The 25,892-nt window shown below is 59.0% G+C and carries 26 protein-coding genes and 1 riboswitch; of the genes, 15 read left to right on the top strand and 11 right to left on the bottom strand.

Translation table 11 applies throughout. From position 1 onward, the window contains the following. Positions 1 to 52: 52 nt before the first annotated feature. On the bottom strand, positions 53 to 1,084 hold the full coding sequence (locus I9188_RS00380) for a tyrosine-type recombinase/integrase (RefSeq protein ID WP_209503351.1): 1,032 nt from the start codon (positions 1,082 to 1,084) through the stop codon (positions 53 to 55). Next, positions 1,081 to 1,272 carry a hypothetical protein gene (locus I9188_RS00375; protein ID WP_024096637.1) on the bottom strand — a complete coding sequence of 64 codons (192 nt, stop codon included), beginning with the start codon at positions 1,270 to 1,272 and terminating at the stop codon, positions 1,081 to 1,083. The genes I9188_RS00380 and I9188_RS00375 overlap by 4 nt, the downstream gene beginning before the upstream one ends. A gap of 129 nt (positions 1,273 to 1,401) precedes the next feature. On the opposite strand from I9188_RS00375, the gene I9188_RS00370 reads away from it, so the two are divergent. Further along, positions 1,402 to 1,710, top strand: a complete 309-nt coding sequence (locus I9188_RS00370; RefSeq protein ID WP_209503349.1) for a TetR family transcriptional regulator C-terminal domain-containing protein — start codon at positions 1,402 to 1,404, stop codon at positions 1,708 to 1,710. 157 nt (positions 1,711 to 1,867) lie between these two features. Here the strand turns inward: I9188_RS00370 and I9188_RS00365 are convergent, their stop codons facing one another. The 3 genes from I9188_RS00365 to I9188_RS00355 form a co-directional block, all read right to left on the bottom strand. Then, the gene (locus tag I9188_RS00365) at positions 1,868 to 2,836 is read right to left on the bottom strand and encodes a carbohydrate porin (protein WP_348540306.1); all 969 of its coding nucleotides are present in this window, start codon (positions 2,834 to 2,836) and stop codon (positions 1,868 to 1,870) included. Positions 2,837 to 3,042: 206 nt separating this feature from the next. Then, positions 3,043 to 3,792, bottom strand: a complete 750-nt coding sequence (locus I9188_RS00360; RefSeq protein ID WP_209504855.1) for a DUF3299 domain-containing protein — start codon at positions 3,790 to 3,792, stop codon at positions 3,043 to 3,045. A 123-nt stretch (positions 3,793 to 3,915) separates the two neighbouring features. Further along, positions 3,916 to 5,349, bottom strand: a complete 1,434-nt coding sequence (locus I9188_RS00355; RefSeq protein WP_209503344.1) for an amidohydrolase family protein — start codon at positions 5,347 to 5,349, stop codon at positions 3,916 to 3,918. Between the two features lie 325 nt (positions 5,350 to 5,674). Between I9188_RS00355 and I9188_RS00350 the strand changes: the two genes are divergently transcribed. Continuing rightward, the gene (locus tag I9188_RS00350) at positions 5,675 to 6,562 is read left to right on the top strand and encodes an AraC family transcriptional regulator (protein ID WP_209503342.1); all 888 of its coding nucleotides are present in this window, start codon (positions 5,675 to 5,677) and stop codon (positions 6,560 to 6,562) included. Between the two features lie 620 nt (positions 6,563 to 7,182). Here the strand turns inward: I9188_RS00350 and I9188_RS00345 are convergent. From I9188_RS00345 to I9188_RS00325, 5 genes are all read right to left on the bottom strand, one after another. Then, positions 7,183 to 7,380, bottom strand: a complete 198-nt coding sequence (locus I9188_RS00345) for a hypothetical protein (RefSeq protein WP_035262952.1) — start codon at positions 7,378 to 7,380, stop codon at positions 7,183 to 7,185. 321 nt (positions 7,381 to 7,701) lie between these two features. Next, the gene (locus tag I9188_RS00340) at positions 7,702 to 8,994 is read right to left on the bottom strand and encodes a type II toxin-antitoxin system HipA family toxin (RefSeq protein WP_209503340.1); all 1,293 of its coding nucleotides are present in this window, start codon (positions 8,992 to 8,994) and stop codon (positions 7,702 to 7,704) included. Beyond that, positions 8,994 to 9,239, bottom strand: a complete 246-nt coding sequence (locus tag I9188_RS00335; RefSeq protein WP_209503338.1) for a helix-turn-helix domain-containing protein — start codon at positions 9,237 to 9,239, stop codon at positions 8,994 to 8,996. Before I9188_RS00335 ends, I9188_RS00340 begins: the two co-directional genes overlap by 1 nt. A gap of 97 nt (positions 9,240 to 9,336) precedes the next feature. Next, the gene (locus I9188_RS00330; RefSeq protein ID WP_209503336.1) at positions 9,337 to 10,200 is read right to left on the bottom strand and encodes a hypothetical protein; all 864 of its coding nucleotides are present in this window, start codon (positions 10,198 to 10,200) and stop codon (positions 9,337 to 9,339) included. Between the two features lie 475 nt (positions 10,201 to 10,675). After that, positions 10,676 to 11,671, bottom strand: a complete 996-nt coding sequence (locus I9188_RS00325) for an NAD(P)-dependent oxidoreductase (protein WP_209504854.1) — start codon at positions 11,669 to 11,671, stop codon at positions 10,676 to 10,678. Between the two features lie 102 nt (positions 11,672 to 11,773). Further along, positions 11,774 to 11,979: riboswitch (cobalamin riboswitch) on the top strand. A 93-nt stretch (positions 11,980 to 12,072) separates the two neighbouring features. Between I9188_RS00325 and I9188_RS00320 the strand changes: the two genes are divergently transcribed. The 7 genes from I9188_RS00320 to cobJ are packed head-to-tail and all read left to right on the top strand — an operon-like array spanning position 12,073 to position 20,037. Next, the gene (locus I9188_RS00320; protein WP_209503334.1) at positions 12,073 to 12,447 is read left to right on the top strand and encodes a DUF1636 domain-containing protein; all 375 of its coding nucleotides are present in this window, start codon (positions 12,073 to 12,075) and stop codon (positions 12,445 to 12,447) included. Positions 12,448 to 12,451: 4 nt separating this feature from the next. After that, on the top strand, positions 12,452 to 13,507 hold the full coding sequence (cobW, locus tag I9188_RS00315; RefSeq protein ID WP_209503332.1) for a cobalamin biosynthesis protein CobW: 1,056 nt from the start codon (positions 12,452 to 12,454) through the stop codon (positions 13,505 to 13,507). A gap of 3 nt (positions 13,508 to 13,510) precedes the next feature. Further along, positions 13,511 to 16,804: a cobaltochelatase subunit CobN gene (gene cobN, locus I9188_RS00310; RefSeq protein ID WP_209503330.1), complete on the top strand. Its 3,294-nt coding sequence runs from the start codon at positions 13,511 to 13,513 to the stop codon at positions 16,802 to 16,804. Next, positions 16,801 to 17,922: a cobalamin biosynthesis protein CobG gene (locus I9188_RS00305; protein ID WP_209503327.1), complete on the top strand. Its 1,122-nt coding sequence runs from the start codon at positions 16,801 to 16,803 to the stop codon at positions 17,920 to 17,922. The genes cobN and I9188_RS00305 overlap by 4 nt, the downstream gene beginning before the upstream one ends. Next, the gene (locus tag I9188_RS00300; RefSeq protein WP_209503325.1) at positions 17,922 to 18,551 is read left to right on the top strand and encodes a precorrin-8X methylmutase; all 630 of its coding nucleotides are present in this window, start codon (positions 17,922 to 17,924) and stop codon (positions 18,549 to 18,551) included. The genes I9188_RS00305 and I9188_RS00300 overlap by 1 nt, the downstream gene beginning before the upstream one ends. Next, positions 18,548 to 19,276 carry a precorrin-2 C(20)-methyltransferase gene (locus I9188_RS00295; RefSeq protein ID WP_209503323.1) on the top strand — a complete coding sequence of 243 codons (729 nt, stop codon included), beginning with the start codon at positions 18,548 to 18,550 and terminating at the stop codon, positions 19,274 to 19,276. Before I9188_RS00300 ends, I9188_RS00295 begins: the two co-directional genes overlap by 4 nt. Next, positions 19,273 to 20,037 carry a precorrin-3B C(17)-methyltransferase gene (gene cobJ, locus I9188_RS00290; protein ID WP_209503321.1) on the top strand — a complete coding sequence of 255 codons (765 nt, stop codon included), beginning with the start codon at positions 19,273 to 19,275 and terminating at the stop codon, positions 20,035 to 20,037. The genes I9188_RS00295 and cobJ overlap by 4 nt, the downstream gene beginning before the upstream one ends. Here the strand turns inward: cobJ and I9188_RS00285 are convergent. Next, the gene (locus I9188_RS00285) at positions 20,028 to 20,759 is read right to left on the bottom strand and encodes a cobalt-precorrin-6A reductase (protein ID WP_209503319.1); all 732 of its coding nucleotides are present in this window, start codon (positions 20,757 to 20,759) and stop codon (positions 20,028 to 20,030) included. The two genes, cobJ and I9188_RS00285, sit on opposite strands and share 10 nt — an antisense overlap. On the opposite strand from I9188_RS00285, the gene cbiE reads away from it, so the two are divergent. From cbiE to cobF, 6 genes are read left to right on the top strand one after another with little or no spacing between them, the layout of a single operon-like run. Further along, the gene (cbiE, locus tag I9188_RS00280) at positions 20,758 to 21,957 is read left to right on the top strand and encodes a precorrin-6y C5,15-methyltransferase (decarboxylating) subunit CbiE (RefSeq protein WP_209503317.1); all 1,200 of its coding nucleotides are present in this window, start codon (positions 20,758 to 20,760) and stop codon (positions 21,955 to 21,957) included. The two genes, I9188_RS00285 and cbiE, sit on opposite strands and share 2 nt — an antisense overlap. Continuing rightward, a complete protein-coding gene (locus tag I9188_RS00275; protein WP_209503315.1) occupies positions 21,954 to 22,322 on the top strand; it encodes a cobalamin biosynthesis protein in 369 nt (122 codons plus the stop codon). Before cbiE ends, I9188_RS00275 begins: the two co-directional genes overlap by 4 nt. Then, positions 22,319 to 23,113, top strand: coding sequence for a precorrin-4 C(11)-methyltransferase (cobM, locus tag I9188_RS00270; protein WP_209503313.1), 795 nt, complete (start codon positions 22,319 to 22,321; stop codon positions 23,111 to 23,113). The genes I9188_RS00275 and cobM overlap by 4 nt, the downstream gene beginning before the upstream one ends. Next, complete coding sequence (locus I9188_RS00265; protein WP_209503311.1) at positions 23,100 to 24,422, top strand: cobyrinate a,c-diamide synthase; 1,323 nt, start codon at positions 23,100 to 23,102, stop codon at positions 24,420 to 24,422. The genes cobM and I9188_RS00265 overlap by 14 nt, the downstream gene beginning before the upstream one ends. Next, complete coding sequence (gene cobA, locus I9188_RS00260; RefSeq protein ID WP_209503309.1) at positions 24,419 to 25,147, top strand: uroporphyrinogen-III C-methyltransferase; 729 nt, start codon at positions 24,419 to 24,421, stop codon at positions 25,145 to 25,147. Before I9188_RS00265 ends, cobA begins: the two co-directional genes overlap by 4 nt. Continuing rightward, positions 25,140 to 25,883: a precorrin-6A synthase (deacetylating) gene (gene cobF / locus I9188_RS00255; RefSeq protein ID WP_209503307.1), complete on the top strand. Its 744-nt coding sequence runs from the start codon at positions 25,140 to 25,142 to the stop codon at positions 25,881 to 25,883. The genes cobA and cobF overlap by 8 nt, the downstream gene beginning before the upstream one ends. Positions 25,884 to 25,892 lie beyond the last annotated feature (9 nt).

The raw sequence follows: 25,892 nt of genomic DNA, 5'->3' as shown, positions 1-25,892 counted from the left end.
GCGTCATCCTTCCTCTCCTTCACTGCCATTTTTGAAACAACCGTTGAAACTTTCACGTTTCGGTCTTGCTTCGTTCCAACTGATTTCTTGCTTCTTGAGCGCGCTTGGCGAGCTCTCTTTGTCGGATCGGCCCGCCGTATTTTTTGAGCATCTCAACGCCTGAGTGACCGGTGACGGCTTTGACCATCTCGTCATCACATCCGGCCAGATACAGCTCGATCGTCGCATTTTTCCTGAGCCCGTGCGTTTTGTAGTAGCTCGCCTTCTCGTGCTTCATCTTCTTTTTGATGGTGCGCATTTCCTCCGCAACGATCCGGTAGCTCACTGGTCGACCCTTGGCGTCGGTCACAACGGTGCCGTCCGTTCGTGCGAGCCCGTCGAGATGGGTTTTCAGGCGGTCGGTGAGCGGGATCCAAAGAGGCTTATCAGTTTTGCCCTGCGTGAAATCGAATCCTTCATCCGAGAAGTGCTCCCACTTCATCTTCACGACATCGCCAATACGCTGGCCTGTTCCAACGCAAAGCTCGTAAACCAGCCGCGCCCTCTTTGAAGCCAGCGCTTCGAACTCGGCACGAACATCATCTGGCCAAGGCTCCCAGCCGTCGCTCTGCTGCTTGAAAAGCGGGATGCCCTTTGCCGGATTGCCGTGCTCTTTCTTGATGAAGCCGATCAACCGGGCGTGATTCATCAAGACGACCATAACCTGAACGAGATAGTTGGCTTGCCTCCAATTATCCGCATTGGCCCGGTGCAGTTCATAAATGTGGTGGGTTTCGATCCTAGCCGGGTCTTTGTCGGCCCAGATCTCACGAATGTGGCTGATATACCGCCGATAGTCGGATCTCGTACGGGGCTTCAGCTTCTTGTAGGCGTCGCTCTCGTAGTAGCTAAGAATCAACGCCTCAAAATTGCGTTTCACCGGCGCTGGCGCTGGTTTTCCCTTCAGCAGGCGATTGTAATGATCCCAAAATTCCGGCGTGCCCGCTTCCTCGTGCATCATGACCGAGATACCGCGTGAACGCCGGATGAACCGTAGGTAGCCCCTGTCATTATAAACGTATTTTGGCAGGCTCTTTCGGGTCATTCGCCCATTCTCAAGTCACTATTGAGAAAGTCGTCGGCTGCCTCTGGCGCGACCATGTTGGCATCGACGATGACACTGCCATCAGGCTTGATCTCGAACTTCGCGCGCTGCCAGCCTGCCTCCCGCGCCTCACGGATGAAGGCCGAGGCTGCCTGCTTCGCCTTTGTCTGTGCACTAGCTTTGGTCATCTTATCGACACCTCTCTCACCTCGTTAACAACGCGCATTATCACATTGATCCATATTGATATTTCCGATTGCTCCGCGCGTAGAACGTCTGTCTTTCGCCGCGCGAATGGCGCGGATCACTTCTGAATTTTGGGAGTCTTCCCGCAACTCTGGGCGCGTTCATTACATGACGGCGCTGCGGCAGAACTGATGGACAAAATCCACGAGCTTGAGCGACAGGTGATTGCAGGGCTGATCGGAGCCAGCCGTCCAGACTGGCCACCAGAAGACTGCGAGTCACTAGCTCTTCACGTCACTGCAGCAATTGAAGGGCTTACTTTGTTCATCGGGCGAAACAAGAAATCACATGGCATCTATGCAGCGCCTGAACAGGAGATTGCACGCGTACTGAGAGTTGTGCTGGGAACCAAAAGCCGTCCGAGCCAGCGCGAAATTTGAGAGCTAAATTGAGTGGTCAGTCTGGGCTCTTTGCGGTCATTCGCTGAAGATGGCCTGATTGACTGCAATGCGCAGAAAAAGTAGACTTTGCAAAGTCCTGTTGTTCTACTTCAATCGCCCTTTGACACAAATCTTTTCCGAGTGAGATCACCCCGTGCTAGAAAACAATCCGGGTTCTTAAACCAAACAGAGTAATGCTATCCTGGTCAGGGTTCAGAAGCGGGTTGGAGATGAATTGTATCGACGGCGTGATCTGCAGCCCGGGTGAGATTGAAAAGCGATAGAATGCTTCAAGCGTGAACTGATCGCCGTCTTTGCCTCTTGCCTCAGCCCAGTTCAGACCCAGCCCGGCCAAATCGGTATTGTGACCGTAATAGCCGATACCGGCAGAAATGGACCGATCATAGAGTGCTGCTGTCCCTTTTGAGGCGCCTGCCCGAAAGAATGGCATCCACTTATTGTCAACAAACCATGCAGCAGAAAACGCGGCGCCGTAATCTTCTGGACGGCTACCATCATCAGCCGCGTCCGCATGCCAGAGGGTCAGATGGATATTGTCGAAGTAGATGCGATCAAAGCCAGAAGTGTAGCCGAGTTCGAGTGATTTGAATAAATTACCATCGCTGAACACATCAAGGTTTGGATCAGACGGGTCGGCATTTGCGTCTGAGACGCTCGCGACGGCGTAAAGGTTATCGCTCAGCTTTACCCCACCGGCAATGCCAATGCCTTGGTTGGGCGTGTTAATCGTCGGGTTGGTGTTGAAGGACAGGTTTTGGAAACCACTGTAGGGGCTTACCAACCCGTAAATATCCACAAAGTCGGTTACATCAATCTGCCCGACTTGCAGCGTCCACGAACCGTTCTCGGCCCTTTGGGTCCAGAACAGGTTGGTCAATAACAAACCATTATCGTTGAAGGCCGTCCCAGTGATCGAAAGCGCTCCGCCATCCAGCCCGAGAAACTGTGGGGCAACATCGGTATAGCTGTGCCGGTTTTCAATCTTGAATGTCAGGGAACCCCGTTCAGTTGCCTGCCAACTTCCGTAGATACGAGCGATTCCACTTGCGGCTTCACCAGTTCCCAAATCTGCATTCGTGGTTTGGCCCAGTGCCAAGTAATCCACGTTGAACCGAAACCCACCCTCAGCCAGCCGGTCTTTCCACTGAAACCAACCCGGAGCGATGTTGCGTGGAAAATCGGAACGGTACTGTGGGTCGGTCAGTCCATCTCCGGGCTGTAGATCAGCCTCGACCGAAGAAGGCCCAGACAGTCCTTGTGCCGAGGCAGCGCCAGCAACCGCAACACTCAATGTGACAACGAGAAGTCTTATCATTCAGACGCCTTTGCCCCGCCGGTCTTGCGATGACCCGCTGCAAGGATGCGATCAGCAATCGATGCCGCCCAATCATTTGTTGTTGGCGTGCTGGTCATCAGATCTCGCATCGTTTCAGTCTGCGAGACCTCCAAAACATAGCTGGAGCTCATTGGCACATTGCCGTCTACGATGCGGAAAGTGTAATTTGTTTCTTCAATTGACAGTTTGCCTGTCAGCCGCACCGGTTCGTGCATAGTAGTGGGGCTCCAGTCGTCAAATACTCGCGCCCGGATCATCTGATTGGCGTTTGGCGGTGGGGTATGGCTGCACATGCCGCGTATGGGAACGAGGTAGACGACAGTGGTCCCGTCCGCTTCGAAAGGCGCTGGGATAGCGTAACCCGCCAATGTAACGATTTGACCATCAAGGTTCGGATTAGCCGCTGTTGCTGCTTTCTTGCGCCGGTCGGCGACGGTCCAGCGTTGGTCGATCAGCCAATCTGCATCAATCCCGTCTTCAGACAGTTCCTCAAGTGCCGCATTGATTTTTGCGGCACCGTCAGCCATCTGAGCCTCGCTGAGAGTGGCGTCGTTCAGCAGCTCCCTGTTTCGTACGATCGCCCGCAAGGATTCGATCTGTTGATAGTTCAAATCCTCAAAAGGATCCTCATAGGTTTGTGCCGACGGATCGATCAGATCCTGCCAGGCGATCTGCTCAGCCGTAGCGGGCGCGGCGAGCGGAACAAACAGCGTCAGAATGCTCATAGTCAGCAAACGATGCATCTCTTTCTCCAAAAAGTGTTTCGCGGGGCGGCCGAGGTAGAAAACCGCCCCGCAGGATCATCGGGTCAGCGTGTTCGTGTACATCACACCACCCAATTCAAATGTTTATGGATAAACAGCTGGTTCACGAACTGCCGGTCGGTACATAATGCTGTCGGTATCGACCATGGTGTTCTTGTAGGCGCGGCCATCCTTCATCACGAGTTGCAGCTTGCTCTCATCCAGGATCAGGTTGATGTCCTCAAGCGGGTTGCCGTCCCAGATCAGGATGTCGGCATAGCTGTCAGGCGCGATCTGGCCCAAGTTATAGGTCGGATAGGGGTCTTTTGGACCAGACCACTTGAGCACGATCCCCGCGTTGCCGGTCCAGTGCTTCAAGGCCTGCGCAGGGCTGAAACCCGCATCGACGTTGCAGGTGATGTCCTCCTTGATCTTCTCGACCAGTCCAGGGCTGAACATGTCCGACCCCCCCACAATGAACATGCCGTACTCATTCATCCACTTGGACATCCGGCGCACGCCTTCGCCGGCCGCTACGCCCTTGAGCTTCTGTTCATGTGTGAAGAATGCCGGCATGGAATCATAGCTACCGAAGGACTTGACGCTCATAAAGCACTGGAAGCTCCAGACAATGTCCTTGGTTTCATTGTATTTTGCGACCATTTTCTTCACCATGTCCTCGGAGATCAGGAAGCCATGTTCGAAAGAGCGGGTACCGAGCCTCAGGTGCCTCTCGTAGCTTTCGTCGTGGTACGCATGCACGGCCACATAAGTGCCGTTGTCACGTGCGATTTCGACTGCCCGGGCAACCTCGTCCTCGGCGAGCCCAAGAATCTCGAGCGGATCGAACTCGCTTGCAACTCCTCCGCCGCCCATGACCTTGAGAAAAGCCGCTCCCCGGCGCAAGTTTAGACGCGCAGCAAGCGTAACATCATCCACTCCGTCGACCACCCAAGTGTTGCCGGTCGCCTGCGCCATATCCAAACCGTTTTCGAGTATGTGGGGCGGTACGTTCCTTCCCGCCCAGTCACTGTGACCGCCAGTCTGGCCAATGGCGCCACCGGAGGAATATACCCGCGGTCCGCGAATGAGGCCCATATCGATGGCCTTGGCGACATCCAGCGGATCGCCGGCGATGTCCCGAACCGTCGTGATCCCCTTCATCAGCATGTGATCGTTCATGTATTGGATGGCAATTGCTCCACCAGCCGCGCCGTCCCAGCGGGTCTGATAGGCTGCTGTGCCTTCGGGCGCGTTGAGCATCACGTGTTGGTGCATATCGATCAGACCGGGCGTCATCACTTTTCCAGTTGCTTCGATGACGAAGGCGCCCTCTACCTCGATCGGATCGGTGGAGACCTGAGTTATGACGTTGCCCTCGACGAGCACGTTGGCATCCTCGATCAGATCCGGGCCGAACCCGTCGAACACATCGACATTGGTGAACAGGATCGGCGGCGGCGTATTATCCTGCGAAGCCGCAGGTGACGCGATCGCTAGCACTGCAACGACCGCCGTTGCGGTTATTGTCTTGGACATGATTTGTCGGACTCCCCTGGTCTTGTTTCGGCATGTGGGAGCCTCGGCCGACCATCGATTACTTTTTTGAGTGCCTCGCGCACAGAATAATCATAGGCGGCAATGTTAGCTCCTCGCACTAAAAGCGTACTAGGTGCGAAAGAGGCCGCCTAACAGTATTCCGGTTTTAGGATGAAATGGTAAATTTGCGGTCGCAAAATGGTAAATGCCTTGCGATACTGCGTCGTGTGCGCTCCGATAATGGTGGAAGGTGTTGGTCGCAGTTGTAAAACTTAGGTACGCGCTGAACTTCGCAATTGCCTGCGAAGACGCTTGCTGTGACCCAATGAAACTCCTGCAAGCTGTCGATATCGACGAACGTATGATGCAAGATCCGGAGTTGATGATCGCGGAGCACCAACTCTGGACAATCGCAAGCGAAGCCGCAACGAGTACCGGAAAATTCGACATCGGCTTTGATGCCGGATCCGTTTCCAGCGTGCAGATGCATGGTACCCTGCGGCAACTTTATGATCAGAAAACACTTATCGAACGCTTGGCCACCTTCTGCAATATGGCAAAGCTGGAATACAGCAGAGCCGATTTCTTTGTTCGCCCGGTCTGGAATGGTCTGGTTTTCGGCCGCAACGCCATTGTTGGCGATCGCGAGCAGGTCCGGCAGGTTGAACTTTATGTTCTTCAACTCATGCTAGAAACCGTCCGGAGTGCACTGGGGCCGTCCTGGGCTCCGAAGAGGCTGAACCTACAGTCGGATCATCACCTCGACCTCGAATGGCTTGCCCAATCCGCGGAAGCAAGACTTCGGTTTTCTCAGCCGGTCACGGAAATCCACATCGAACGCGGGGAAATGGTTTCAGAGGCCGTCATTTTGCCCGGTCCTGCCACGCATGATCAGATGGTTCCCACGACGCGCGCCATTGCCGCGCTGGTCTGCACCTACCTCCACGATTCTCGCTTGTCTCTGCAATTCATTGCGCGGTTGCTTGGCCTGAGTGACCGTCACCTGCAGCGCGATCTTCAAAAAGAAGGGACCAGCTTTTCTGAAATTCTGTCCGGGGAACGGACAAAAGCCGCAATAGACATGCTAAAGGTGCCAGAGTTAACGATATTTGAGATATCGAAATCCTTGGGTTACTCCAACCAGGCGCATTTCACGCGAGCTTTCATCAGAAGCACAGGAATGACACCATCTCAATTCAGGAGAGGCGTCTAAACTCAAAACATCTCTGCAAGCAAGATCTGCAATTTCGTTGGTTGCCAATGAGTTAAGACTCTTTGGGCTGAATGTAGCAATTGAGCTTGCACCAAATGTGGGCTCTGCATGCTCGATGTTGGAGCTGCAATTTGGCTTTTAGGAAAAATATAACTTGCGAGTTTTTTCTGCTCTCAAGCTGATCAAACATACAACGCGTTTCCACAGCTAGTGCTGACGACGGGAGTAATTGGAAACAAAAGCAGCTACTCGTCTATCGCAAACAATTGGCTTGTTTGCCCCGGTGTTGAGTGCCGAAAAGGGATGCAGCGAAGGATCGGTTTCGGATTGAGCCAATATACCGCATCCGAATGACCGGTTCGGTGAAGTGCGCTGCATCGCAATGATAGACGTGCCGCGCCTGTGAGCAGATGGTGCGCAAGCAAACACCCGGACAGGCAACGACGGAAAAGTCCCGCGGAGCACCCTTTCCCCCAACTGCCGGTTCTGCACTTGCAGCGAAAGTCCGGTCTGAGGAGTTGCACTGAAGCGACATCGGATGTTTGTGGAAGTCCAATAGGCAGCGATCTACACCTAACTTCGGGGTTATCCGGGGCGGGCTACCCGCCCCGGCCCCGCTGTCATTCGGTGACTGGATCTTCATCGCGGCGCGGGAAGGCGACCATTTCGACATCGGGGAACATGCTGTGTTTGACGTTGATCGAGGTGATGTTGCCACTGTCGTCGGTGTTGACGAAGAGGACGCCGCAGCGATCCCAGAAGTTCTTGCCGTCTTTTTCGCCGGATTTGACGTTCAGTTTCAGAGTTTGAGTAGCCATTTTTTGATCCTCACTTTGAGTGTTTCGATGAACATGACCAAAGCTGGCACCAAGGGGCTGTCAGCGAAAAACTTGCCTCGCGAGGAATGCGCTGGCGCAGGGGAATTTTCTTGTTGAAGTGGGGACTGCCCCGCGTCTGACACGGCTGCCCGCTTATGTTCAGCAATCAGAAACACGGCGTTGAGGACCTGAGTTTGGCCATCAATCTCTGGGCTTTCCCGCCAAAGCTGGCCTGGAACGCTGAAACTCCTGTATTGGGCCAGCAGATTGCTCTCAGTTAATATGACCTACCGACCATAAAGCGGAAATATGACCTGCGGATCATACGGCATGAAAGGCAGCCGCCCGACGCCGTACTCCAGCAACAATGGCTTCGGCCAATGGCTGCGGGAACCCATCCGGCAAGTCTGCAAGTGTCTTGTCCAAGGCGGGTTCAAGCTCCGTCGCGATGTTCGACAAGACCTCTTCCGCCAGCGCCACACCAAAACCAGCCGCTTTTGCAGCCTGCAGGAAATGGCGGGGCACCACCTCATTGATCCGGTAGTGCCCGTCGACTGCCATCGCGAGACGCATTCGATTCTGACGTATTTGACCGTCATCCACGGCCTTTTGCGCGCTCAGCACGTCATAAAGCGGGGTCATGAGGAAACCACCAGGGCGCAAAGCGATGCTGAAATTTTTGGCGTGCCCGTCCGTCGCGCCCAAGAGCCAGAACAGCACCTGCGCGCGAAAGAAGGCGCGCTGATCTGCCTCGGGGGCATCACTGCCCTTCAGCAACCCGACCCCTTCGGTGATCCCTGGCCCGCCATCCATTTGGTATTTTTGACTGGGTGGGACCGAGAGCGCCTGACAAAAGTCTTCCTGCGGCAGGCGGATCAATCGGCCATCCTTGGTCCAGCGCCTATCGAACCGCGTCACGACAAGGCTTCGCACGTCTTCGAAGTCGGCAATCTCGACCTCCGCCACATCCATGCCCATGGCGCGGCAAAAGTTCATGCAGAAATACTCGTTTTCGACGCTATCGGATAGATCAATCCCTGCGGGCAGAACGCCAAGCTGAGTTTTGAGGATATGTGTCGTTGGGGTGAGCCCCGATGGACGGATCCACGCGCCCTCATGGCGCAGAAGCGCCGTTTTCTCCTGCGCCCCTGCGATAGAAATGCGGAAGTCGTCTTCCTCGTCCAAGCCGAGCGGAGCACTTGCGAGATTGCGCAGCATATCGGCAATCTGTCCCTCGGAAACGGGCTCTCCCTCGAGTGTGCCGTCCTCTGGGACCTCACCAGAGACGAATTGCAAGGCCCCTACGCAATCGCGCCCGATCTTCTCCAGCATGTGCCAGGCGTCCGTACCGCCAGCGCGCACCCGGGCGGCTACGCGCTCTCGTATCGCCTGATTGTCCGGCAAGAGGTTTTCCAGGTAGGCAATGACAGGGCCACCTTGGTGCGCCTCTTCACGCAAAGGCAGCGAAAGCGAAATGGGCATGGAGTGTTCCCACGACAGCCAGTCCGGATCATAGGTGAAGTTAATTGCGCCCGAGCCTGCGAGACGCAAAGCCCCCACCAGCCTTCCATTCAGAAGCACCTGCATCGTGCCGCTACGCCCGCGTTTGGCCATCAGAAGATATCCTCGATTTCAAGCGAGCCACCGCGCTCCACCAACCGGAACTCAAGCCCAAGAGCCGCCATGACAGCGAGCACCGTGGCGAGCTTGGTTCCCGCGTCGCCATTCTCGAGCGACGAAATCGTCGCGACGCGCAAATTCGTGCGCGCGCTGATATCGCTTTGGGTCCAGCCGCGCGTTTTGCGCGTCCGGCGGAGTGCCTCGCCGATCTGCTCGGCCGTTCGTGCTGTGAGGTCCATGATGCGGCTCCTTTTACGGCACAGCGTAAATGAAAACAAATTACGCTGCAACGTAAATATTCACTTTTTACGCTATAGCGTATCACTCGAGCCGCACTCACGCCTGCAACCCCGCAGCGCGCACCTGTTCGGGCGTCACCAGCTTTGACACGATCAAATCCTCGATCTGCCGGTTTGTGATGTGGCGGCACAGGGGATGGCGCTCGTGGATCCATTCGGCAAGGCTGGCGCGCCCTTTGGCTTCGGCCTCTTGCGCCTTCTCGCGGTCAGCCTGCACCTGGGCAAGCCCCTTCTCCCACCGGCGCATCTTGAACCAGTTGTCCGAGAAACAGACCTTGCTGCGCGTGTAGCCTTCGCTTTCCTTGGCATAGGCTTTGATCGCTTGCTTCAGGTCATTGGGCTCCACACCGGCTTTCACAGCCGCTGCAATCAGGCGCAGACTGGTCCGCCGGTCTCGGATCCTGTCTTCGGGATAGGCCGCCAAGATCTTCTCAGCTTCAAGATCTTCAACCTCCTCCGCCGCCTCGCGCTTGCGCGTAGGTGGTTTATGGATGGTTTTAGGATGGTTTGGGGTCCACCGTGAACCCCGTACCCCGTTCACCGTGGACCCCGTACCGGGTTCAGGCTGGACGGGGTTCACAGTGACCCCCGTCTCAATGTCGGGCTCGGCAGTGGGTTCGAGCGCGGCCACGCGCTCCAGAACAATGCGGTAAATGACGGTGTAGCCGTTCTTGCAGTGCCGCCGCCCTGTCTCGATAAGAATGCCCTCACGCAGGAAGTCGATGATGGTGCGCTTCACCGTGCTCTCGCTGAGTTCTGTGTGGCGCTGGATCGTCCCCTTGGAGCACCAGATGCCAGAACCGTCATCGCTTGCCTTATCTGCCAGGAACATGATGATCTGCTTGCGCGCGGCGCTGCCAAAGCGGCGCTCGGCGCATTCATTTGCGATACGCCAGCTCATTGGACCACCTCGCAGGTCAGAGGCCACGAATAAGCCGACTGAGCGTTTGCGGTGTGGCGCTTGCTCATGCTAACGTACTGCGAAAGCTGACAGGCTTTTTCTATTTGGCCCCGGTTCACAGTTGCTGCTGTGACGGGGCCTTTTTCGTTTTGAACCGGCGAATTTGGCTTTGAAACTTTCGCTTTTTGTTCACTTTTTGTCAGGGGGTGTTTTGCACCCTTAAGCCGTTGTTTTCGCTTGCGCTCTTTCTGGATTGCAAATCCGTGTACACCGGTTCGATTCCGGTACTCGCCTCCAACTACATCCAAATCGCTGACTTGGCCCCGCAATACACGCTTGCGATGCTTGGTATTTTCAGACGTTCATGGCCCGCGATTCTGTCGAACTGCGGGCCAGATATGGCGTGTTTTTTCGGATCACCTTCCTACCTCTGCTCGTTCACGGGGCGCGATGTGGTTTGGTATGTGCCTGGCGTTCAGGCGCGCCCTTGTGGCACAACCTCGTATCCCGGCTCTTCCGGCTCATCATCCGTCATTTCGGCTGGGAAACCCGGGGCAGTGATATCCAGACCGGTTGCCTCTTCCAGCCGCTTGATAATATTTGGTGAAAGCTCGCGTTCGCCATAGCGTGCGATACCATCGTTAAAGATGTTGATCATCACCGGATTTATTTCCAGCGGCACCCCGGCGCGGTCGGCGACCTCCTGAAACAGACCGATATCCTTCTTCACCAGATCCATGGTGAAGGAAATATCGCGCGACCCGTTCAGGATGACCTGACTTTCGGTTTCGTGCACGAAGGACGTGCCGGACGAGATTTTGATCGCCTCATAGGTCGTGTTCAGATCCATCCCAGCAGCCTTTGCCGTAACCAGTGCTTCGGCACAGGTGATCAGGTTGGCGGTGGCAAGATAGTTGGTCATCACTTTCAGCACCGACGCCGAGCCCAGTTCACCGGTGTGCAAAACCCGGCGGCCCATTGTCGTCAGGAACGGCAGAATTCGTTCAAACGTTTCCCGGTCGCAGCCCGCAAAGATCGAGATATTGCCCGTCGCGGCACGGTGGCACCCGCCAGAAACCGGGCAATCGACGGCCGCACCGCCGCGCGATATGACTTCGGCACCCAGGCGTTTGACTTCCGCCTCGTCCGTGGTCGACATCTCCATCCAGATCTTGCCGGGGCCCGCTTCGGGCAACATCTCCTGCATGACTGCGTCCGATGCTGCCGGAGACGGCAGACAGGTGATCACCGCATCGCAATCGCGCATCAACTGGGCGGGCCCCTCTGCCGCCTTTGCGCCTTTGGCGACAAACTCGGCCACCAGATCCGCGTTCAGGTCATGCACAGTCAGATCAATACCGTTGCGCAAAAGGGATCCCGAAAGCTTGCCGCCTACGTTACCCAGACCGATAAATCCCACTTTCATATGACGCATCTCCAAGTTCGTCGTTTTCCCGTCATGCGACCACATACCGAACACGTTCTTCATGCCGCCGAACGACGCCTACAGGTCGCTTTTTTCACCTTGCCTTATTTGTTGCGCGCGAACCGCTTGACAAGCGGGTCAGCGGTGCCGCATGTCCCTGTCGTTGGTGTCGGCGACAGCCGATGAAAAGGGAATGCGTCAACGGTTCATCCGCCAAACGCAGCCGCCCCCGCGACCGTGACCGGAGAGGATGCCCAATGCCACTGGCCTGTGCCGGGAAGGCGGGACATCCGACAGAGCGACCGCTCTGGCATCCGCAAGCCGGGAGACCTGCCAACACCCGAAGTTGAAACCGGGCGGGGTGTTCCGGTGTCGGGTCCATGTGCAGACGTGGTGCCCGCATGAAACCCCGTCCCCCGCGAAGAGGATTTGGGGGGATGAGAGACATGACCGAGACCGCACCGGTAGAGCTACTGGTTTGCACGACTTGCCGCCGGGGTCTGCCTGTCGAGGATGACGCCGAGCGACCCGGCACATTGTTGCACCAGGCCCTGGAACAGGCTGCCTTGCCAGATGGTATCACTCTGAAACCGGTCGAATGCCTTTCGAACTGCGATCAGGGCTGTTCCATCGTTCTTCGGGGCGGGCCGGATCGCTGGACCTTTGTTTACGAGAACCTGAATGAAATCGATCATGTCGATGTCATCATCGATGGCGCGACCAAGTATCTGGCCACAGACGACGGTCTGGTGAAGTGGCGCGACCGTCCTGAACATTTCCGCAAAAACTGCGCCTCGCGCATTCCCCCGATTGGAGGCTGAGATCATGTCGAACCTAGAAAAACTTCCCGTCACCGTGATCACCGGCTTTCTGGGCTCGGGCAAAACCACGCTGGTGCGCCATCTGATGCAGAACCCGCAGGGCAAGCGCCTTGCGATTGTTGTTAACGAGTTTGGCGATGTGGGTGTTGATGGCGACATTCTGAAATCCTGCGCGATACCGGATTGCCCTGCGGAAAACATCATGGAACTGGCAAACGGCTGCATTTGCTGCACCGTGGCTGATGATTTCATCCCGACCATCGAGGCGCTGATGGCGCTGGAACCGCGCCCGGATCACATCCTGATCGAAACATCCGGCCTTGCACTGCCCAAACCGCTGCTGAAAGCATTTGATTGGCCTGATATCCGTTCGAAAATCACTGTTGATGGCGTGATCGCGCTGGCCGATGCCGAGGCCGTGGCCGCCGGTCGCTTTGCTCCGAACGTTGAAGCGGTGGATGCCCAACGGCTGGCTGATGACTCGATTGATCACGAAACACCCTTGTCCGAGGTGTTCGAGGATCAGATCTCGTGCGCGGATATCATCCTGCTGACCAAGCCCGATCTGGCAGGTCCCGAAGGTGTCGCGAAAGCTAAACAGATTATCGCCGCCGAGGCGCCGCGCCCGCTTCCCGTCGTCGAGGTTGCAGAGGGTGTCGTCGACGTACGTGTCGTGCTTGGCCTTGAGGCTGCCGCCGAAGATGACATGGACGCCCGCCCGTCACATCACGATGGCCATCACGATCATGAGCATGACGATTTCGAAAGCATCATCGTCGAGTTGCCGGAACAGACCGACCCGGCGGAACTGGTAGCCAGGATTGAACGTCTGGCAACTGAGCTGAATATTCTGCGCGTCAAAGGCTATGCCGCCGTCACAGGCAAACCGATGCGCCTGCTGGTTCAGGCTGTCGGCGCACGGGTTCGTCACCAATACGACCGCCCGTGGGAGCCCGGTGAGGAGCGCCGCTCGCGCCTGGTCGTGATTGCCGAGCATGACGACATCAAAGAGGCCGAGATCCGTGATATCCTCGTGGGTGTGACCGAGGTTGCCGAGTAAGTCATGCACGTCGTCTTTCGCGAAAGCCACGGGCTCGAGGAAACCGAGACCCCAACCGATCTGGGCCAAAGCCCGGCTGATCTGGTTGTGCTGTCCTTTTCCGACAGTGACCTGGGTGCTTTCGCGGCGGGCTGGCATCGCGGCGGCGGACCTGAGGGGCGGATGCCCACGATGCGGCTGGCCAATCTTGCTGCATTGAAACACCCCCTGTCCGTCGACACCTATGTTGAACAGACACTTGAAGGCGCAAAGGGCATCCTGATCCGTCTGATCGGTGGCGTGCCCTATTGGTCTTACGGATTGCAACAGGTTCTGGCACTGGCGCAGGCCAAAGGCATCGCTCTGGCCGTTTTACCGGCGGATGGGCGCGAAGACACTCGGTTGGATGAGTATTCGACCCTGCCCCTCTCGACCCTGCGGCGGCTGGCACATCTGTGTGACACCGGCGGCGAAGTCGCCGCGCAGGCCGCATTGGCCCAGATGGCGCTGGCAGCAGGGCTTTATGCCGGGCCAGTGATAGGCGCAAAAACCCTGCCCGAATGCGGTGCGTGGTGCCCGGATCAGGGTGTCGTCCCGGTGGATTCCGCGTTCGATAACGATGCGAAACGCATCCTTGTCACCTTCTACCGCGCATATCTGACATCCGCAGACACCGCCCCGGTCGCGGCCCTGATCCGCAGCCTGCGCGCCCGCGGGCTCCAGGCGGTGGGTCTGTTTGCCCCGTCACTCAAGGCCCCGGTCGCTGCCGACTGGCTCAGGGAACAGGTCGTTGCCCTGAGACCATCGGCGATCATCAACGCCACTTCATTCTCGGGCAAGGGCGCATCCGGCACGTCGCCTCTGGACGCAGCGGATGTGCCGGTGTTTCAGGTCGCCCTCGCCACCTCGCGACGCAAGGCCTGGGCCGAGGCGGAACGCGGCCTGTCACCCGCCGACCTCGCCATGCACGTGGTATTGCCCGAAGTGGACGGGCGAATATCGGCAGGCGTTGCCTCCTTCAAAGAGCCGGGCAAGCGCGATCCGCAACTGGAATACTCGCGTTTTGCGCATCGGGCCGAGCCGGACCGGATCGAGGCGATCATCGACCGGGTATCGGGCTGGCTTGCCCTGAATGACAAACCAAAGGCAGATCAGATTCCCGCATTAGTACTTTCCACATATCCGGGCAAAGACTGGCAAATGGCCCATGCGGTCGGTCTCGACGCACTGGCCTCGGCTGAGGCGATGTTGTCTGATCTTTGCGGTGAAGGCTACAACATCGCGGCTGGCGAACCAATTGCCGACACACTCTTGGACGCCCGGATATCGTGGCCGCTTGAGGATTATCTGAGCGCACTCGCTGAATTACCCCAGACCCTGCGCACCGATCTGCACACCGTATGGGGCAATCCCGAGCAAGACCCAACTTTCGCTCATGGCGCGTTTCACTTCACGGCTTTGCGACGCGGCAAGGCACTGGTCGCACTGCAACCAGAACGCGGAACACCCGAGCTGCGGGATGACGACTATCATGACCTCTTGCGCACCCCGCGCCACAGTTATGTCGCCTTCTATTTGTGGCTGCGCAAAGGTCTAGGAGCGGATGCGCTGATCCATATCGGTGCGCATGGAACGCTGGAATGGCTGCCCGGCAAATCAGTTGCCCTATCGGCAAACTGCTGGCCCGAGGCGCTGATCCGTGACCTGCCGGTGATCTACCCGTTCATCGTCAACGACCCGGGCGAGGCCGCGCAGGCCAAACGCCGGATCGGCGCGGTGACTCTGGGCCACATCCCGCCTCCCATGAAAGAAAGCGGAACGCCGGATCGGATGGTGCGGCTGGAAGCCCTGCTGGACGAGTTTTCAAACGCGGACGGCCTTGACCCCAGACGCCGTGACCGGTTGCAGGAAGATATCCGGGAAGAAGCACAGGCCATTGGGCTGGAGAACGATCTGGGTCTGGACCAGGCCACCAGCACCGCCGAAGCAATCACCCGCATCGACCGCTTTGTCTGCGATATCAAGGAAAGTCAGTTTGGCGACGGGCTGCACGTCTATGGGCGTGTCCCGGATGTGACCGGCAGTTTCGACCCAGCCCCATCCGCCCATGCCGAACGCAAGGCCCTGATCAATGCGCTGGCCGGCAAGCGGATCGAGGCTGGCCCGTCCGGCTCGCCCTATCGGGGCCGCTCTGACGTGCTGCCGACCGGGCGAAACCTGTTTACCACCGATCCTCGGTCTGTGCCCACCCGCGCAGCTTACGCGCAAGGTGTGAAACTGGCCGAGGAACTGGTACGGCGGCACTTGCAGGAGGAAGGCGATTACCCGAAAGGGCTGATTGTCGATCTGTGGGGATCGGCCACCATGCGCACGGCGGGCGAAGAATTCGCCATGGCCCTGCACCTGCTGGGTGTAAAGCCGGTTTGGGACAAGGGGTCCGAGCGGGTTTCGGGTATCGAAGTGCTGCCCATCACCGACCTGAGCCGCCCGCGCCTGGACGTCACCCTGCGGGTTTCAGGCTTGTTTCGCGATGTGTTCCCTACGTTGTCAGCCCTTTATGGTCAGGCGGTCCGGGCTTTGTCAGTGCGTGATGAAGCGACCGACTGGAACCCCTATGCCGGTCACGCCCCGGCTGCGCGGGTGTTTGGCCCGGCACCCGGCAGTTACGGCCTGAACATGACCCATCTGTCCGAGACCTATACGGACGAAGCGCGCACCCAAGCCGGGGAGGCATGGCTGGAGGCCAGCTCGTACGCGCTGGAAGGTGAGCACGTTGCGCAAGACAAAGAGGGAATCACGGATCGTGTCGCCAATGCCGACAGTTTTGTTCACCTCCAGGATCTGACGGAAACTGACCTGCTGCTGGCCAACGATTATGCCACGCATGAGGCCGGTTTTGCCGCCGCCAAGAAATTCGTCGGCGGATCCGCGCAGCTTTACCATCTGGACAACACCAACCCCGATAATCCGCGCGCCCGGACTCTGCCGGAAGAAATCAGCCGCGTCGTTCATGCCCGTGCTGCCAACCCTGGCTGGATCGCGGGGATGCAGCGCCATGGTTTTCGCGGCGCCGCCGAGATTGCTGCGACGCTGGATCACATGGCCTCTTTTGCGCATCTGTCCGGAACCGTCGCTCCGCATCTATTTGATCTCTACCACGAAGCCACATTGGGCAATGAGGCCGTTGATGCCTTTCTGCAAGAGGCCAACCCGAAGGCCCATCAGGCCATGCAAGACAGGTTCCGTGCATTGCTGGAAGCGGGGCTTTGGAACACACGCCGGAATTCGATCCGTGCCGACTTGGAGGGTTTGGGATGAGTGCACCTATCGTTCAAGGCTGGTGCCCTGGCGCACATCGCCCGATGATGTCAGGCGACGGGCTGGTCGTGCGGGTCCGTCCGCGTCTGGCGCGACTGAGTGCCAGGCAGGCTATTGGTTTGTGCGAACTGGCTGAACGGTTCGGCAACGGCACCATTGACCTGACCAATCGTGCCAACCTGCAACTGCGCGGCGTGGATGAGCGCGACCACCAGCCGTTGCTTGTGGAACTTGCAGCGCTGAACTTGCTTGATACGGAACCCGGCATCGAAGTACGCCGCAATATTCTGGTCACTCCGCTCTATCAGGCGGGCGATTTGACCGCGCGGCTGACACTGGAGTTGATTGATCGACTGGCCGAATTGCCTGCTCTGCCCGCTAAGTTTGGTTTTGCCATAGATACAGGCCCGAAGCGCCTGTTGGCCTCGGATTCTGCAGATATTCGTCTGGAGCTGGGTGCCGACGGTCCGATCCTGCGCGCCGACGGCTGCAAAACCGGGCGGTCTGTGACCGAGGATAACGCCATTGACAACGTGATCGCATTGGCCCTGTGGTTTTCTGAGACTTACACGGCCGAGACACGTCGCATGGCGCGGGTCACCCACGCGTTGCCACAGGAATGGCAGGGATTTGCCCCCGGTCCTTTCGGTGAAAAACTGCAACCCGGCCCCTGTGAACTGGGTGCTCTCTACGGCGCGGCTTTCGGCTCGCTGCCTGCGCACAAGCTTTGTGAACTGATCGAAGCCAGCGGCGCTTCTGCCTTGCGTGTCACACCGTGGCGGCTGATCCTGCTGGAAGGCGGGGCAGCGATACCCGCCCCGGATTTTGTCACTGACGGAGCCGATCCGATGATGACAACCGACGCCTGCCCCGGCGCGCCGTTCTGCCCGCAAGCGCAGGTGGAAACCCGCGACATCGCCCGGGCATTGGCCCGGCGCATTCCCGGTCGCCTGCATGTCTCGGGCTGCGCCAAGGGATGCGCCCATATGGGCCCGGCCGACATCACTGTGGTCGGCAACAACGGGCGATTTGATCTTGTCAAACAGGGCCGCGCGGGGGATGAGCCCAGCCAACGCGGGCTCGACCCGGAAACACTCATGACTATGGACTTCACCTGATGCCCTATACATACGAAACCGATGGCGCGGCGATCTACAAGGAAAGCTTTGCCACCATCCGGTCCGAGGCTGATCTGGCCCGCTTTGATGCCGATGAAGAGCAGGTCGCCGTTCGGATGATCCACGCCGCCGGCATGGTCGGGCTGGAGGAGTTTGTACATTTCTCACCCGGATTTGTGCGGGCCGCACGTACGGCGCTGGAAAACGGCGCGGCGATCCTGTGCGATGCGCGCATGGTCAGCGAAGGTGTCACCCGCTTTCGCCTACCCGCCGACAACCAGGTGATCTGCACCCTGCATGACGAACGCGTGCGCCCCCTGGCCGCCGAGATGAGCAATACCCGTTCCGCCGCTGCGCTGGAATTGTGGCGTCCGCATCTGGAGGGCGCGCTGGTCGCCATCGGCAATGCGCCCACCGCGCTGTTTCATTTGCTGAACATGCTGGAAGACCCGGATTGCCCGCGCCCTGCCGCGATCATCGGCTGCCCGGTCGGATTTGTCGGAGCGATGGAATCCAAAGATGCGCTATGGCAGGCGCAACCGGTGCCGTCCTGCATTGTCAAAGGTCGTCTGGGCGGCAGCGCCATCACCGTGGCGGCCATCAACGCCATTGCAAGCCGAGCAGAATGAAGATGGGCACCATATACGGTGTGGGCCTTGGCCCCGGCGATCCGGATCTGATGAGCGTCCGGGCTGATCGCCTGCTGCGCAACGCCAAGCATGTGGCATTCTTTCGCAAACCGGGTCGCAGCGGTCAGGCCCGCAAAATCGTCAACGGGATGATCCCCGAAGGCGCGATTGAATTCCCGATGGAATACCCTGTGACCACCGAGATCCCGGTCACCGATCCGCGTTATAACGAGTTGCTGGCCGCGTTCTATGAAGAGTGCACAGCACACCTGAAGACGCTGTCGGAACAGGGTGAGGATGTGGTGGTCCTGTGTGAGGGCGATCCGTTTTTCTACGGCTCGTTCATGCATCTTTACAATCGGTTGCGTGACGAAGCTCCGGTCGAGGTTGTGCCAGCCATCACCGGCATGTCCGGTGCGTGGACGGCTACGGGCGATCCGATCACATGGGGCGATGATGTGCTGACCGTGCTGGTTGGCACTCTGCCCGAGGAGGTTTTGGCTGAACGTATGGCGCAGACAGATGCTTTGGTCGTGATGAAAATCGGGCGGAACATCGACAAGGTAAAACGCGCACTGAAAACCTCCGGGCTGTACGACCGCGCTTGGATTGTCGAATATGCGCAAATGCCGAACCAGACGGTGACAAAGCTGTCCGAAGCCTGCGAGAAGATCACCCCGTATTTCTCGATCATCGTTGTGCACGGTCAGGGGCGGCGACCATGAGCGGTTGGGTCAAGATCGCAGGCCTTGGTCCGGGGGATGAGGCTCTGGTCACCCCTGAAGTTACAGCGGCTTTGGCCGACGCCACCGATGTAGTGGGCTATATCCCTTATGTGGCCCGCGTGGCCGACCGCCCCGGCCTGACCCTGCACGCCAGTGACAACCGGGTTGAAATCGACCGCTCGCAACACGCGCTGCAAATGGCCTCCGAAGGCAGGCGGGTGGTTGTTGTGTCTTCGGGCGATCCCGGTGTGTTTGCTATGGCGGCAGCCGTGTTCGAAGCGTTGGAGAATGGCCCAACAGCATGGCGTGACCTTCAGATCGATGTACTGCCGGGGATCACGGCTATGCTGGCCGCATCCGCGCGCGCAGGCGCTCCGATGGGGCATGATTTCTGCGCCATCAACCTTAGTGATAACCTAAAGCCATGGACGCTGATCGAAAAACGCCTGCGCTTAGCTGCGCAAGCCGATTTTTCGATGGCCTTCTATAATCCCCGATCGAAATCCCGCCCGGAAGGCTTTGTAAAGACACTGGAAATCCTGCGCGAAGAATGTGAACCCGAGCGGGTGATCCTGTTTGCACGCGCCGTGTCACGAGCGGATGAGGCGATCCGGATTTCCACACTGGCCGAGGCCACGCCCGAGATGGCGGATATGCAGACCATGGTCATTGTCGGCTCGTCGCGCACCCGGGTCATCGAACGCAACGGCACACCGATCGTCTACACGCCACGCTTCACCCCGGTCGAGGATCAGGGATGAGACAGCCAGTCCAGAACCTGTGCGACAGTCGAAAGCTCGGTCCGCTTGGGCAGAACAGGGCGGTCGATCATAAGCACTGGCAGGCCCAGCGCCCGCGCTGCGTCCAACTTGGCACGCGCACCCGAGCCACCCGCGTTCTTGGACACCACAAGTTGCGCCCTGTGTTGCTGCATCAGCGCACGGTCATCGGCTTCTGTAAAAGGACCCCGGGCCACGACCACCTCTGCGTTGGGCAAGGGCAAAGTGTCGGGCTCATCCACAAGGCGCAGCAGGTAGTAATGCTGGGGCTGAGTAGCAAAGTCCTCAAGGTGCATACGTCCGACAGCCAAAAACACACGCTGCGGATCACCTGCAAGCGCATCGACGGCGGCAGTGATATCTGGCACGCGGTGCCAGACGTCGCCGGGTTGCGGCTTCCACGCCGCGCGGGTCAAGGCGGCCAGTGGGACCTGAGTTGCGTGACACGCCTCAATCGCGTTCCGGCTCATCCGGGCCGCAAATGGATGGGTCGCGTCCACGACATGGTTGATGGCGTTCTCATGGATATAGGCGGCCAGACCTTCCGGGCCGCCAAACCCGCCAACCCGCACCGGCAACGGCTGCGGGCGCGGGGTTTCCACCCGTCCGGCGTAAGAATACACAGCCGCAATCCCTTGTTCCGCAACAGCTTTGGCCAGAGCGTTGGCCTCGGTCGTGCCGCCAAGAATCAGGAGTTTGGGCATGTCTGAATCTCCGTGGCTGACCGTTCTGGGATTGGGCGAAGATGGGCTTGATGGCCTGTCGCCTGCAAGCCGTCAAGTGCTGGACCGGGCCGAAGTGATCATGGGGCCGCCGCGCCACCTGTCGCTGCTGCCGGAAAACGAGGCTGAGCGGTTCGAATGGCCGGTGCCGTTCTCGGACGGTTTGCCGATCCTGAAAGGCCTGCGCGGACGGCAGACGGTGGTTCTGGCGTCAGGTGATCCGTTCTGGTTTGGCGCAGGGTCCGTCATCGCGCGTAACTTCGATGCCAACGAGTGGACCGCCCTGCCCGGCCAGTCCACGTTTTCGCTGGCCGCTGCGCGCCTGGGCTGGCCTTTGGAAAGCACGCTGACCTTTGGCCTGCACGCCGCGCCTTTGACCCGGTTGCGGCCGCATCTGGCCGCGGGCCTGCACGCCATTGTACTTTTGCGTGACGGCAAGGCGGTTGCTGAACTGGCTACATATCTAAGCGAAACCGGATTTGCCGACAGCGCGTTGAATGTGATGCAGGCCCTCGGCGGCCCGCGTGAAAACGTCCAGACAGTGAGCCTGACCGAAGCTCTGCTGGGAACCTTCGATCATCCTGTCTGCGTCGGGTTGGAAGTGACCGGCACTGGGCGGGGAGTGTCCAAGGCCTCGGGCAAGCCGGATGATCTTTTTGAAACCGACGGCCAGATCACCAAACGCCCGATCCGGGCGCTGACCCTGTCCGCATTGGCGCCACAGAGGGGTGAGCATCTGTGGGACATTGGCGGTGGCACCGGCTCGATCAGCATCGAATGGCTGATGTGCGACCCGACCCTGACCGCCACCAGTATCGAACCCCGCGCCGACAGGGCCGAACGCATTCGTCGCAATGCCGACGCGCTGGGGCAGGATCGGTTACAGGTTGTCCACGGTACAGCACCCGAAGCGCTGGCCGGATTGCCCCTGCCGGACGTGGTTTTCATCGGCGGTGGGCTCAGCACCAGCCTGCTGGCGTGGCTTCGCGACGCCTTGCCCGCTGGCACCCGGTTGGTCGCCAATGCGGTAACGCTGGAAAGCGAAGCCCTGTTGGCGCGATGGCACCAAGACCTAGGCGGAGACCTTTTGCGGATCGAACTGGCACATTCTGCACCGCTCGGACCGCGGCGCGCCTGGAAGGCTGCCTATCCGGTTGTCCAGTGGAGCGTGACGCTATGATCGTGGCAGGTTTGGGCTTTTCATCAGACGCGACGACAGACAGTTTGCGCGCCGCCTATGACGCGGCAGCGGCCAGTCATGACGTCCAGGCTTTGGCGACGGTTGCCGACAAAAGCGGCCACTCTGCGCTGGCGGCCTTTGCGGAAAGCCTTGCCCTTCCGCTGCATTTCGTGGCGGCTGCCGATTTAGCCGGACAACGCACCCTGACATGTTCGAACCGCAGCCGTGCCGCTTATGGCACCGGCAGCGTAGCCGAAGCATCGGCCCTTGCCGCCGCCGGGTCCGGCGCGCGGCTGCTTTCACCCAGACATATTTCGGACGACCGGCTGGCCACCTGCGCCATCGCCATCGGAGGACAAACATGACCGTTCATTTCATCGGCGCCGGACCGGGCGCTGCAGACCTGTTGACATTGCGTGGGCGCAACATCATCGCCTCGTGCCCCGTGTGCCTTTATGCCGGATCGCTGGTGCCCGAGGAAATTCTGAGCCATTGCCCCAAAGACGCAAAAATCGTCAACACCGCGCCCATGGATCTGGACCAGATCATGGCCGAGATCGAAGTCGCGCATAAAGCGGGTCAGGATGTGGCGCGGCTGCATTCGGGCGATTTGTCAGTCTGGTCAGCGATGGGCGAACAGATCCGCCGCCTGAAAGAAATGGGCATTCCGGTCAGTGTGACCCCTGGCGTGCCATCCTTTGCCGCCGCCGCAGCGGCCCTGGGCACCGAACTGACCTTGCCGGGATTGGCGCAATCGGTGGTTCTGACCCGAACGCCGGGGCGCGCGTCATCCATGCCCGAAGGTGAAACGCTGGTGAATTTTGCCCGTACCGGCGCGACATTGGCCATTCATCTGTCAATCGGCAATCTGGACAAGGTTATCGCAGACCTGACCCCGGCTTATGGTGCAGATTGCCCGGTGGCCGTTGTATATCGCGCAAGCTGGCCGGATGAACAGATCATCCGCGCAACGCTGGAAACCCTGAAAGGGTCGCTGGATCAAAGCATCTCGCGCACGGCTTTGATCATGGTCGGCCCCGCGCTGGCCGGTGAGGGTTTTGACGAAAGCTGTCTTTATTCCAGAGACTACGACCGCCGCTATCGCCCGCAAAGTGCCGACAGCCCTTGGTCAAGCTGGAGCCATGGTGATGACTAACCCTCCGGGTATTCTGATTTCAGCTCCCTCTTCGGGTACCGGCAAGACGACGGTCATGCTGGGCCTCTTGCGCGCGCTGGCCGAAGATGGCCTGACCGTGCAACCCTTTAAAAGCGGGCCGGATTATATCGATCCCGCCTTTCACCGGGCGGCGGCCGGGCGGGCTTCGTTCAATCTGGACAGCTGGGCCATGGCAGATCCCCTGCTCAGCGCAATTTCTGCTCAGGCCGAAGGCGCTGACATTGTGGTGGCCGAGGGCTCGATGGGTTTGTTCGACGGTGTCGCAAAGCCTGGCGAAGTTGGGCACGGTTCGAGTGCCGAGACCGCCCTGCGCATGGGCTGGCCCGTTGTGCTTGTCTTGGATGTGGGCGGGCAGGCACAATCAGCGGCGGCAACAGCGCTGGGGTTCAGGATGTACAATCCCGATCTGCCCTTTGCCGGAGTTATCCTGAACCGATGCGCCAGCCCCCGCCACGAACGCCTGACCCGTCTGGGAATGGAGCGCGCGGGCCTGCCTGTTCTGGGCGTGCTGCCCCGCCGTGGTGATTTGACCCTGCCAGAGCGGCATCTGGGACTTATTCAGGCGGTTGAACACCCCGATCTGGAAAGCGCCATTGTAGGCTATGCCGCGTTCTTGCGAGAACATGTAGACCTCGACGCTATCAAGCGGGCAGCTTCCTCAGGCCCCGGCGGACCTTCGTCAGCCGCGCTGCCGCAGCCCCCGGCCCAGCGGATCGCGCTGGCCCGTGATGCCGCCTTTTCCTTTACCTATCCTCACCTTTTGCAAGGGTGGCACGATGCGGGTGCCGAGATCCTGCCTTTTTCCCCTTTGGCAGACGAACCTCCGGCGGCGGACGCCGATCTGGTCTGGCTGCCTGGCGGGTATCCCGAATTGCATGCCGGAGCATTGGCGGCGGCCACCACCTTTCTGAGTGGACTGCGTAAACATGCGGAAACAAAACCGGTGCACGGAGAATGCGGCGGCTACATGGCGCTTGGTCAGGCGCTGATCGACAAGGACGGCGTGCAACATGAAATGGCCGGCTTGCTGGGCCTCGTCACATCTTATCAGAAGCGCAAGTTCAACCTTGGTTACAGAAAGGCCGCCCTTCTGGCCCCTATGCCCGGCTTTGCCAAAGGATCGGCATTGCGCGGACACGAGTTCCACTATTCCTCAATCATGGATCAACCGGACGCCCCATTGGCACGCGTGTTTGACGCCGAAGGGGAAGAAGGCCCGCAAACCGGATCACTACGCGGCAATGTCACTGGCACGTTCTTTCACCTGATTGCGGAGGCGTCGGCATGAGCGGCTTTGTCTCTTTCATCGGCTCTGGCCCCGGTGATCCGGAACTACTGACGCTCAAGGCGGTGGACCGGATGCAAAAAGCCGACGCGATCTTGTTCGACGATCTCAGCAGTGGCCCGATCCTGAGCCATGCGCGCGACGATGCGGATCTGGTTGGTGTCGGAAAGCGGGCCGGTCGTCCGTCACCCAAGCAGGACCATGTCAGCCGGCTGCTGGTGGATTACGCGCAGTCCGGTCAGCATGTGGTGCGCCTGAAGTCCGGCGACGGCGGTATGTTCGGACGGCTTGAGGAAGAGCTTGTCGCCCTGCGCGCAGCTGGTATCGCCTATGAGATCATTCCCGGCGTCCCCTCGGCAATAGCAGCGGCAGCAGCCGCTGGCATTCCATTGACGCGCAGGCTCACGGCCCGACGGGTTCAGTTCGTGACGGGCCATGACGTCAGTGGTGATCTACCCGGCGACCTGAACCTGAAAGCGCTGGCCGATCCGCAGGCCACGACCGTCGTTTTCATGGGCAAGCGCACCTTTCCCCTGCTGGTCGATACGCTGCACGCCCAAGGTTTGCCTTTGGATACTCCGGCGCTTATGGCCGAATCCGTCTCGACTCCCGACCAAAAACTGCAACGCGCCACGATTGGCGCGCTCGCAGAACAGCTGAAAACCGAGATTGGCAAAGCACCGGCGCTGATCCTTTATGGTCCGCTGGCGGAGTTCGACGATGATTGATCTGAGCTTGATCGGCATCGGCACCGGCAATCCGGATCATGTAACGTTTCAAGGCGCGCAAGCCATCCGGGCGGCGGATTTGATCCTGATTCCGCGCAAAGGGGAAAACAAGGCTGATCTGGCCGGGCTGCGTGAAGCGATCATCGAGCGTGTCGCCGAAACGCCGCCACAGATCGCCTATTTCGATATTCCCCAGCGCCGGGCCGACGATGGCTACCTGCGCGGTGTCGATGAATGGCACGACGCCATCGCCCTGCGCTGGCAAGCGGCCATTGCCGCGCACCCAAAGGCGCAGCATGTCGCGTTGCTGATCTGGGGGGATCCGTCCCTCTATGACAGCTCACTGCGCATCGCTGCACGATTGAACCCGCAACCAAATACCAAGGTTATCCCCGGCATCACCGCGTTGCAGGCGCTGACCGCTGCCCATGCGATTCCGATCAATGATCTGGGCGCACCTTACGTTGTTACAACCGGTCGTCGTATCCGGGATGAAGGCTGGCCTGATGCGGCCTCGAACGTTGCGGTGATGCTGGATGGCGAATGTTCGTTCCAAACCCTTGATACGGCAGGTTTTGACATCTGGTGGGGCGCCTATGTGGGTATGAAAGAAGAGGTTCTGATCAGTGGCCCGCTGGATGAGGTTGCGCAGAACATCCTTAAGACCCGGGCGAAGGCCCGCGCCGAACATGGCTGGATCATGGATATCTACCTATTGAAGGCGCGACGGAAATAACGCACGGGC

It is taken from the genome of Ruegeria sp. HKCCSA071 (genome assembly GCF_017872555.1).
In the GTDB taxonomy this organism is placed as follows: Bacteria; Pseudomonadota; Alphaproteobacteria; order Rhodobacterales; family Rhodobacteraceae; genus Ruegeria.
This window is presented reverse-complemented; position numbering and strand designations above follow the sequence as displayed.

Coding starts and splice junctions, on each gene's coding strand:
- I9188_RS00380 (WP_209503351.1), bottom strand. CDS start 1,084: ATGACCCGAAAGAGCCTGCCAAAATACGTTTATAATGACAGGGGCTAC.
- I9188_RS00375 (WP_024096637.1), bottom strand. CDS start 1,272: ATGACCAAAGCTAGTGCACAGACAAAGGCGAAGCAGGCAGCCTCGGCC.
- I9188_RS00360 (WP_209504855.1), bottom strand. CDS start 3,792: ATGAGCATTCTGACGCTGTTTGTTCCGCTCGCCGCGCCCGCTACGGCT.
- I9188_RS00355 (WP_209503344.1), bottom strand. CDS start 5,349: ATGTCCAAGACAATAACCGCAACGGCGGTCGTTGCAGTGCTAGCGATC.
- I9188_RS00350 (WP_209503342.1), top strand. CDS start 5,675: ATGAAACTCCTGCAAGCTGTCGATATCGACGAACGTATGATGCAAGAT.
- I9188_RS00345 (WP_035262952.1), bottom strand. CDS start 7,380: ATGGCTACTCAAACTCTGAAACTGAACGTCAAATCCGGCGAAAAAGAC.
- I9188_RS00340 (WP_209503340.1), bottom strand. CDS start 8,994: ATGGCCAAACGCGGGCGTAGCGGCACGATGCAGGTGCTTCTGAATGGA.
- I9188_RS00335 (WP_209503338.1), bottom strand. CDS start 9,239: ATGGACCTCACAGCACGAACGGCCGAGCAGATCGGCGAGGCACTCCGC.
- I9188_RS00330 (WP_209503336.1), bottom strand. CDS start 10,200: ATGAGCTGGCGTATCGCAAATGAATGCGCCGAGCGCCGCTTTGGCAGC.
- I9188_RS00325 (WP_209504854.1), bottom strand. CDS start 11,671: ATGTGGTCGCATGACGGGAAAACGACGAACTTGGAGATGCGTCATATG.
- I9188_RS00320 (WP_209503334.1), top strand. CDS start 12,073: ATGACCGAGACCGCACCGGTAGAGCTACTGGTTTGCACGACTTGCCGC.
- cobW (WP_209503332.1), top strand. CDS start 12,452: ATGTCGAACCTAGAAAAACTTCCCGTCACCGTGATCACCGGCTTTCTG.
- cobN (WP_209503330.1), top strand. CDS start 13,511: ATGCACGTCGTCTTTCGCGAAAGCCACGGGCTCGAGGAAACCGAGACC.
- I9188_RS00305 (WP_209503327.1), top strand. CDS start 16,801: ATGAGTGCACCTATCGTTCAAGGCTGGTGCCCTGGCGCACATCGCCCG.
- I9188_RS00300 (WP_209503325.1), top strand. CDS start 17,922: ATGCCCTATACATACGAAACCGATGGCGCGGCGATCTACAAGGAAAGC.
- I9188_RS00295 (WP_209503323.1), top strand. CDS start 18,548: ATGAAGATGGGCACCATATACGGTGTGGGCCTTGGCCCCGGCGATCCG.
- cobJ (WP_209503321.1), top strand. CDS start 19,273: ATGAGCGGTTGGGTCAAGATCGCAGGCCTTGGTCCGGGGGATGAGGCT.
- cbiE (WP_209503317.1), top strand. CDS start 20,758: ATGTCTGAATCTCCGTGGCTGACCGTTCTGGGATTGGGCGAAGATGGG.
- I9188_RS00285 (WP_209503319.1), bottom strand. CDS start 20,759: ATGCCCAAACTCCTGATTCTTGGCGGCACGACCGAGGCCAACGCTCTG.
- I9188_RS00275 (WP_209503315.1), top strand. CDS start 21,954: ATGATCGTGGCAGGTTTGGGCTTTTCATCAGACGCGACGACAGACAGT.
- cobM (WP_209503313.1), top strand. CDS start 22,319: ATGACCGTTCATTTCATCGGCGCCGGACCGGGCGCTGCAGACCTGTTG.
- I9188_RS00265 (WP_209503311.1), top strand. CDS start 23,100: ATGGTGATGACTAACCCTCCGGGTATTCTGATTTCAGCTCCCTCTTCG.
- cobA (WP_209503309.1), top strand. CDS start 24,419: ATGAGCGGCTTTGTCTCTTTCATCGGCTCTGGCCCCGGTGATCCGGAA.
- cobF (WP_209503307.1), top strand. CDS start 25,140: ATGATTGATCTGAGCTTGATCGGCATCGGCACCGGCAATCCGGATCAT.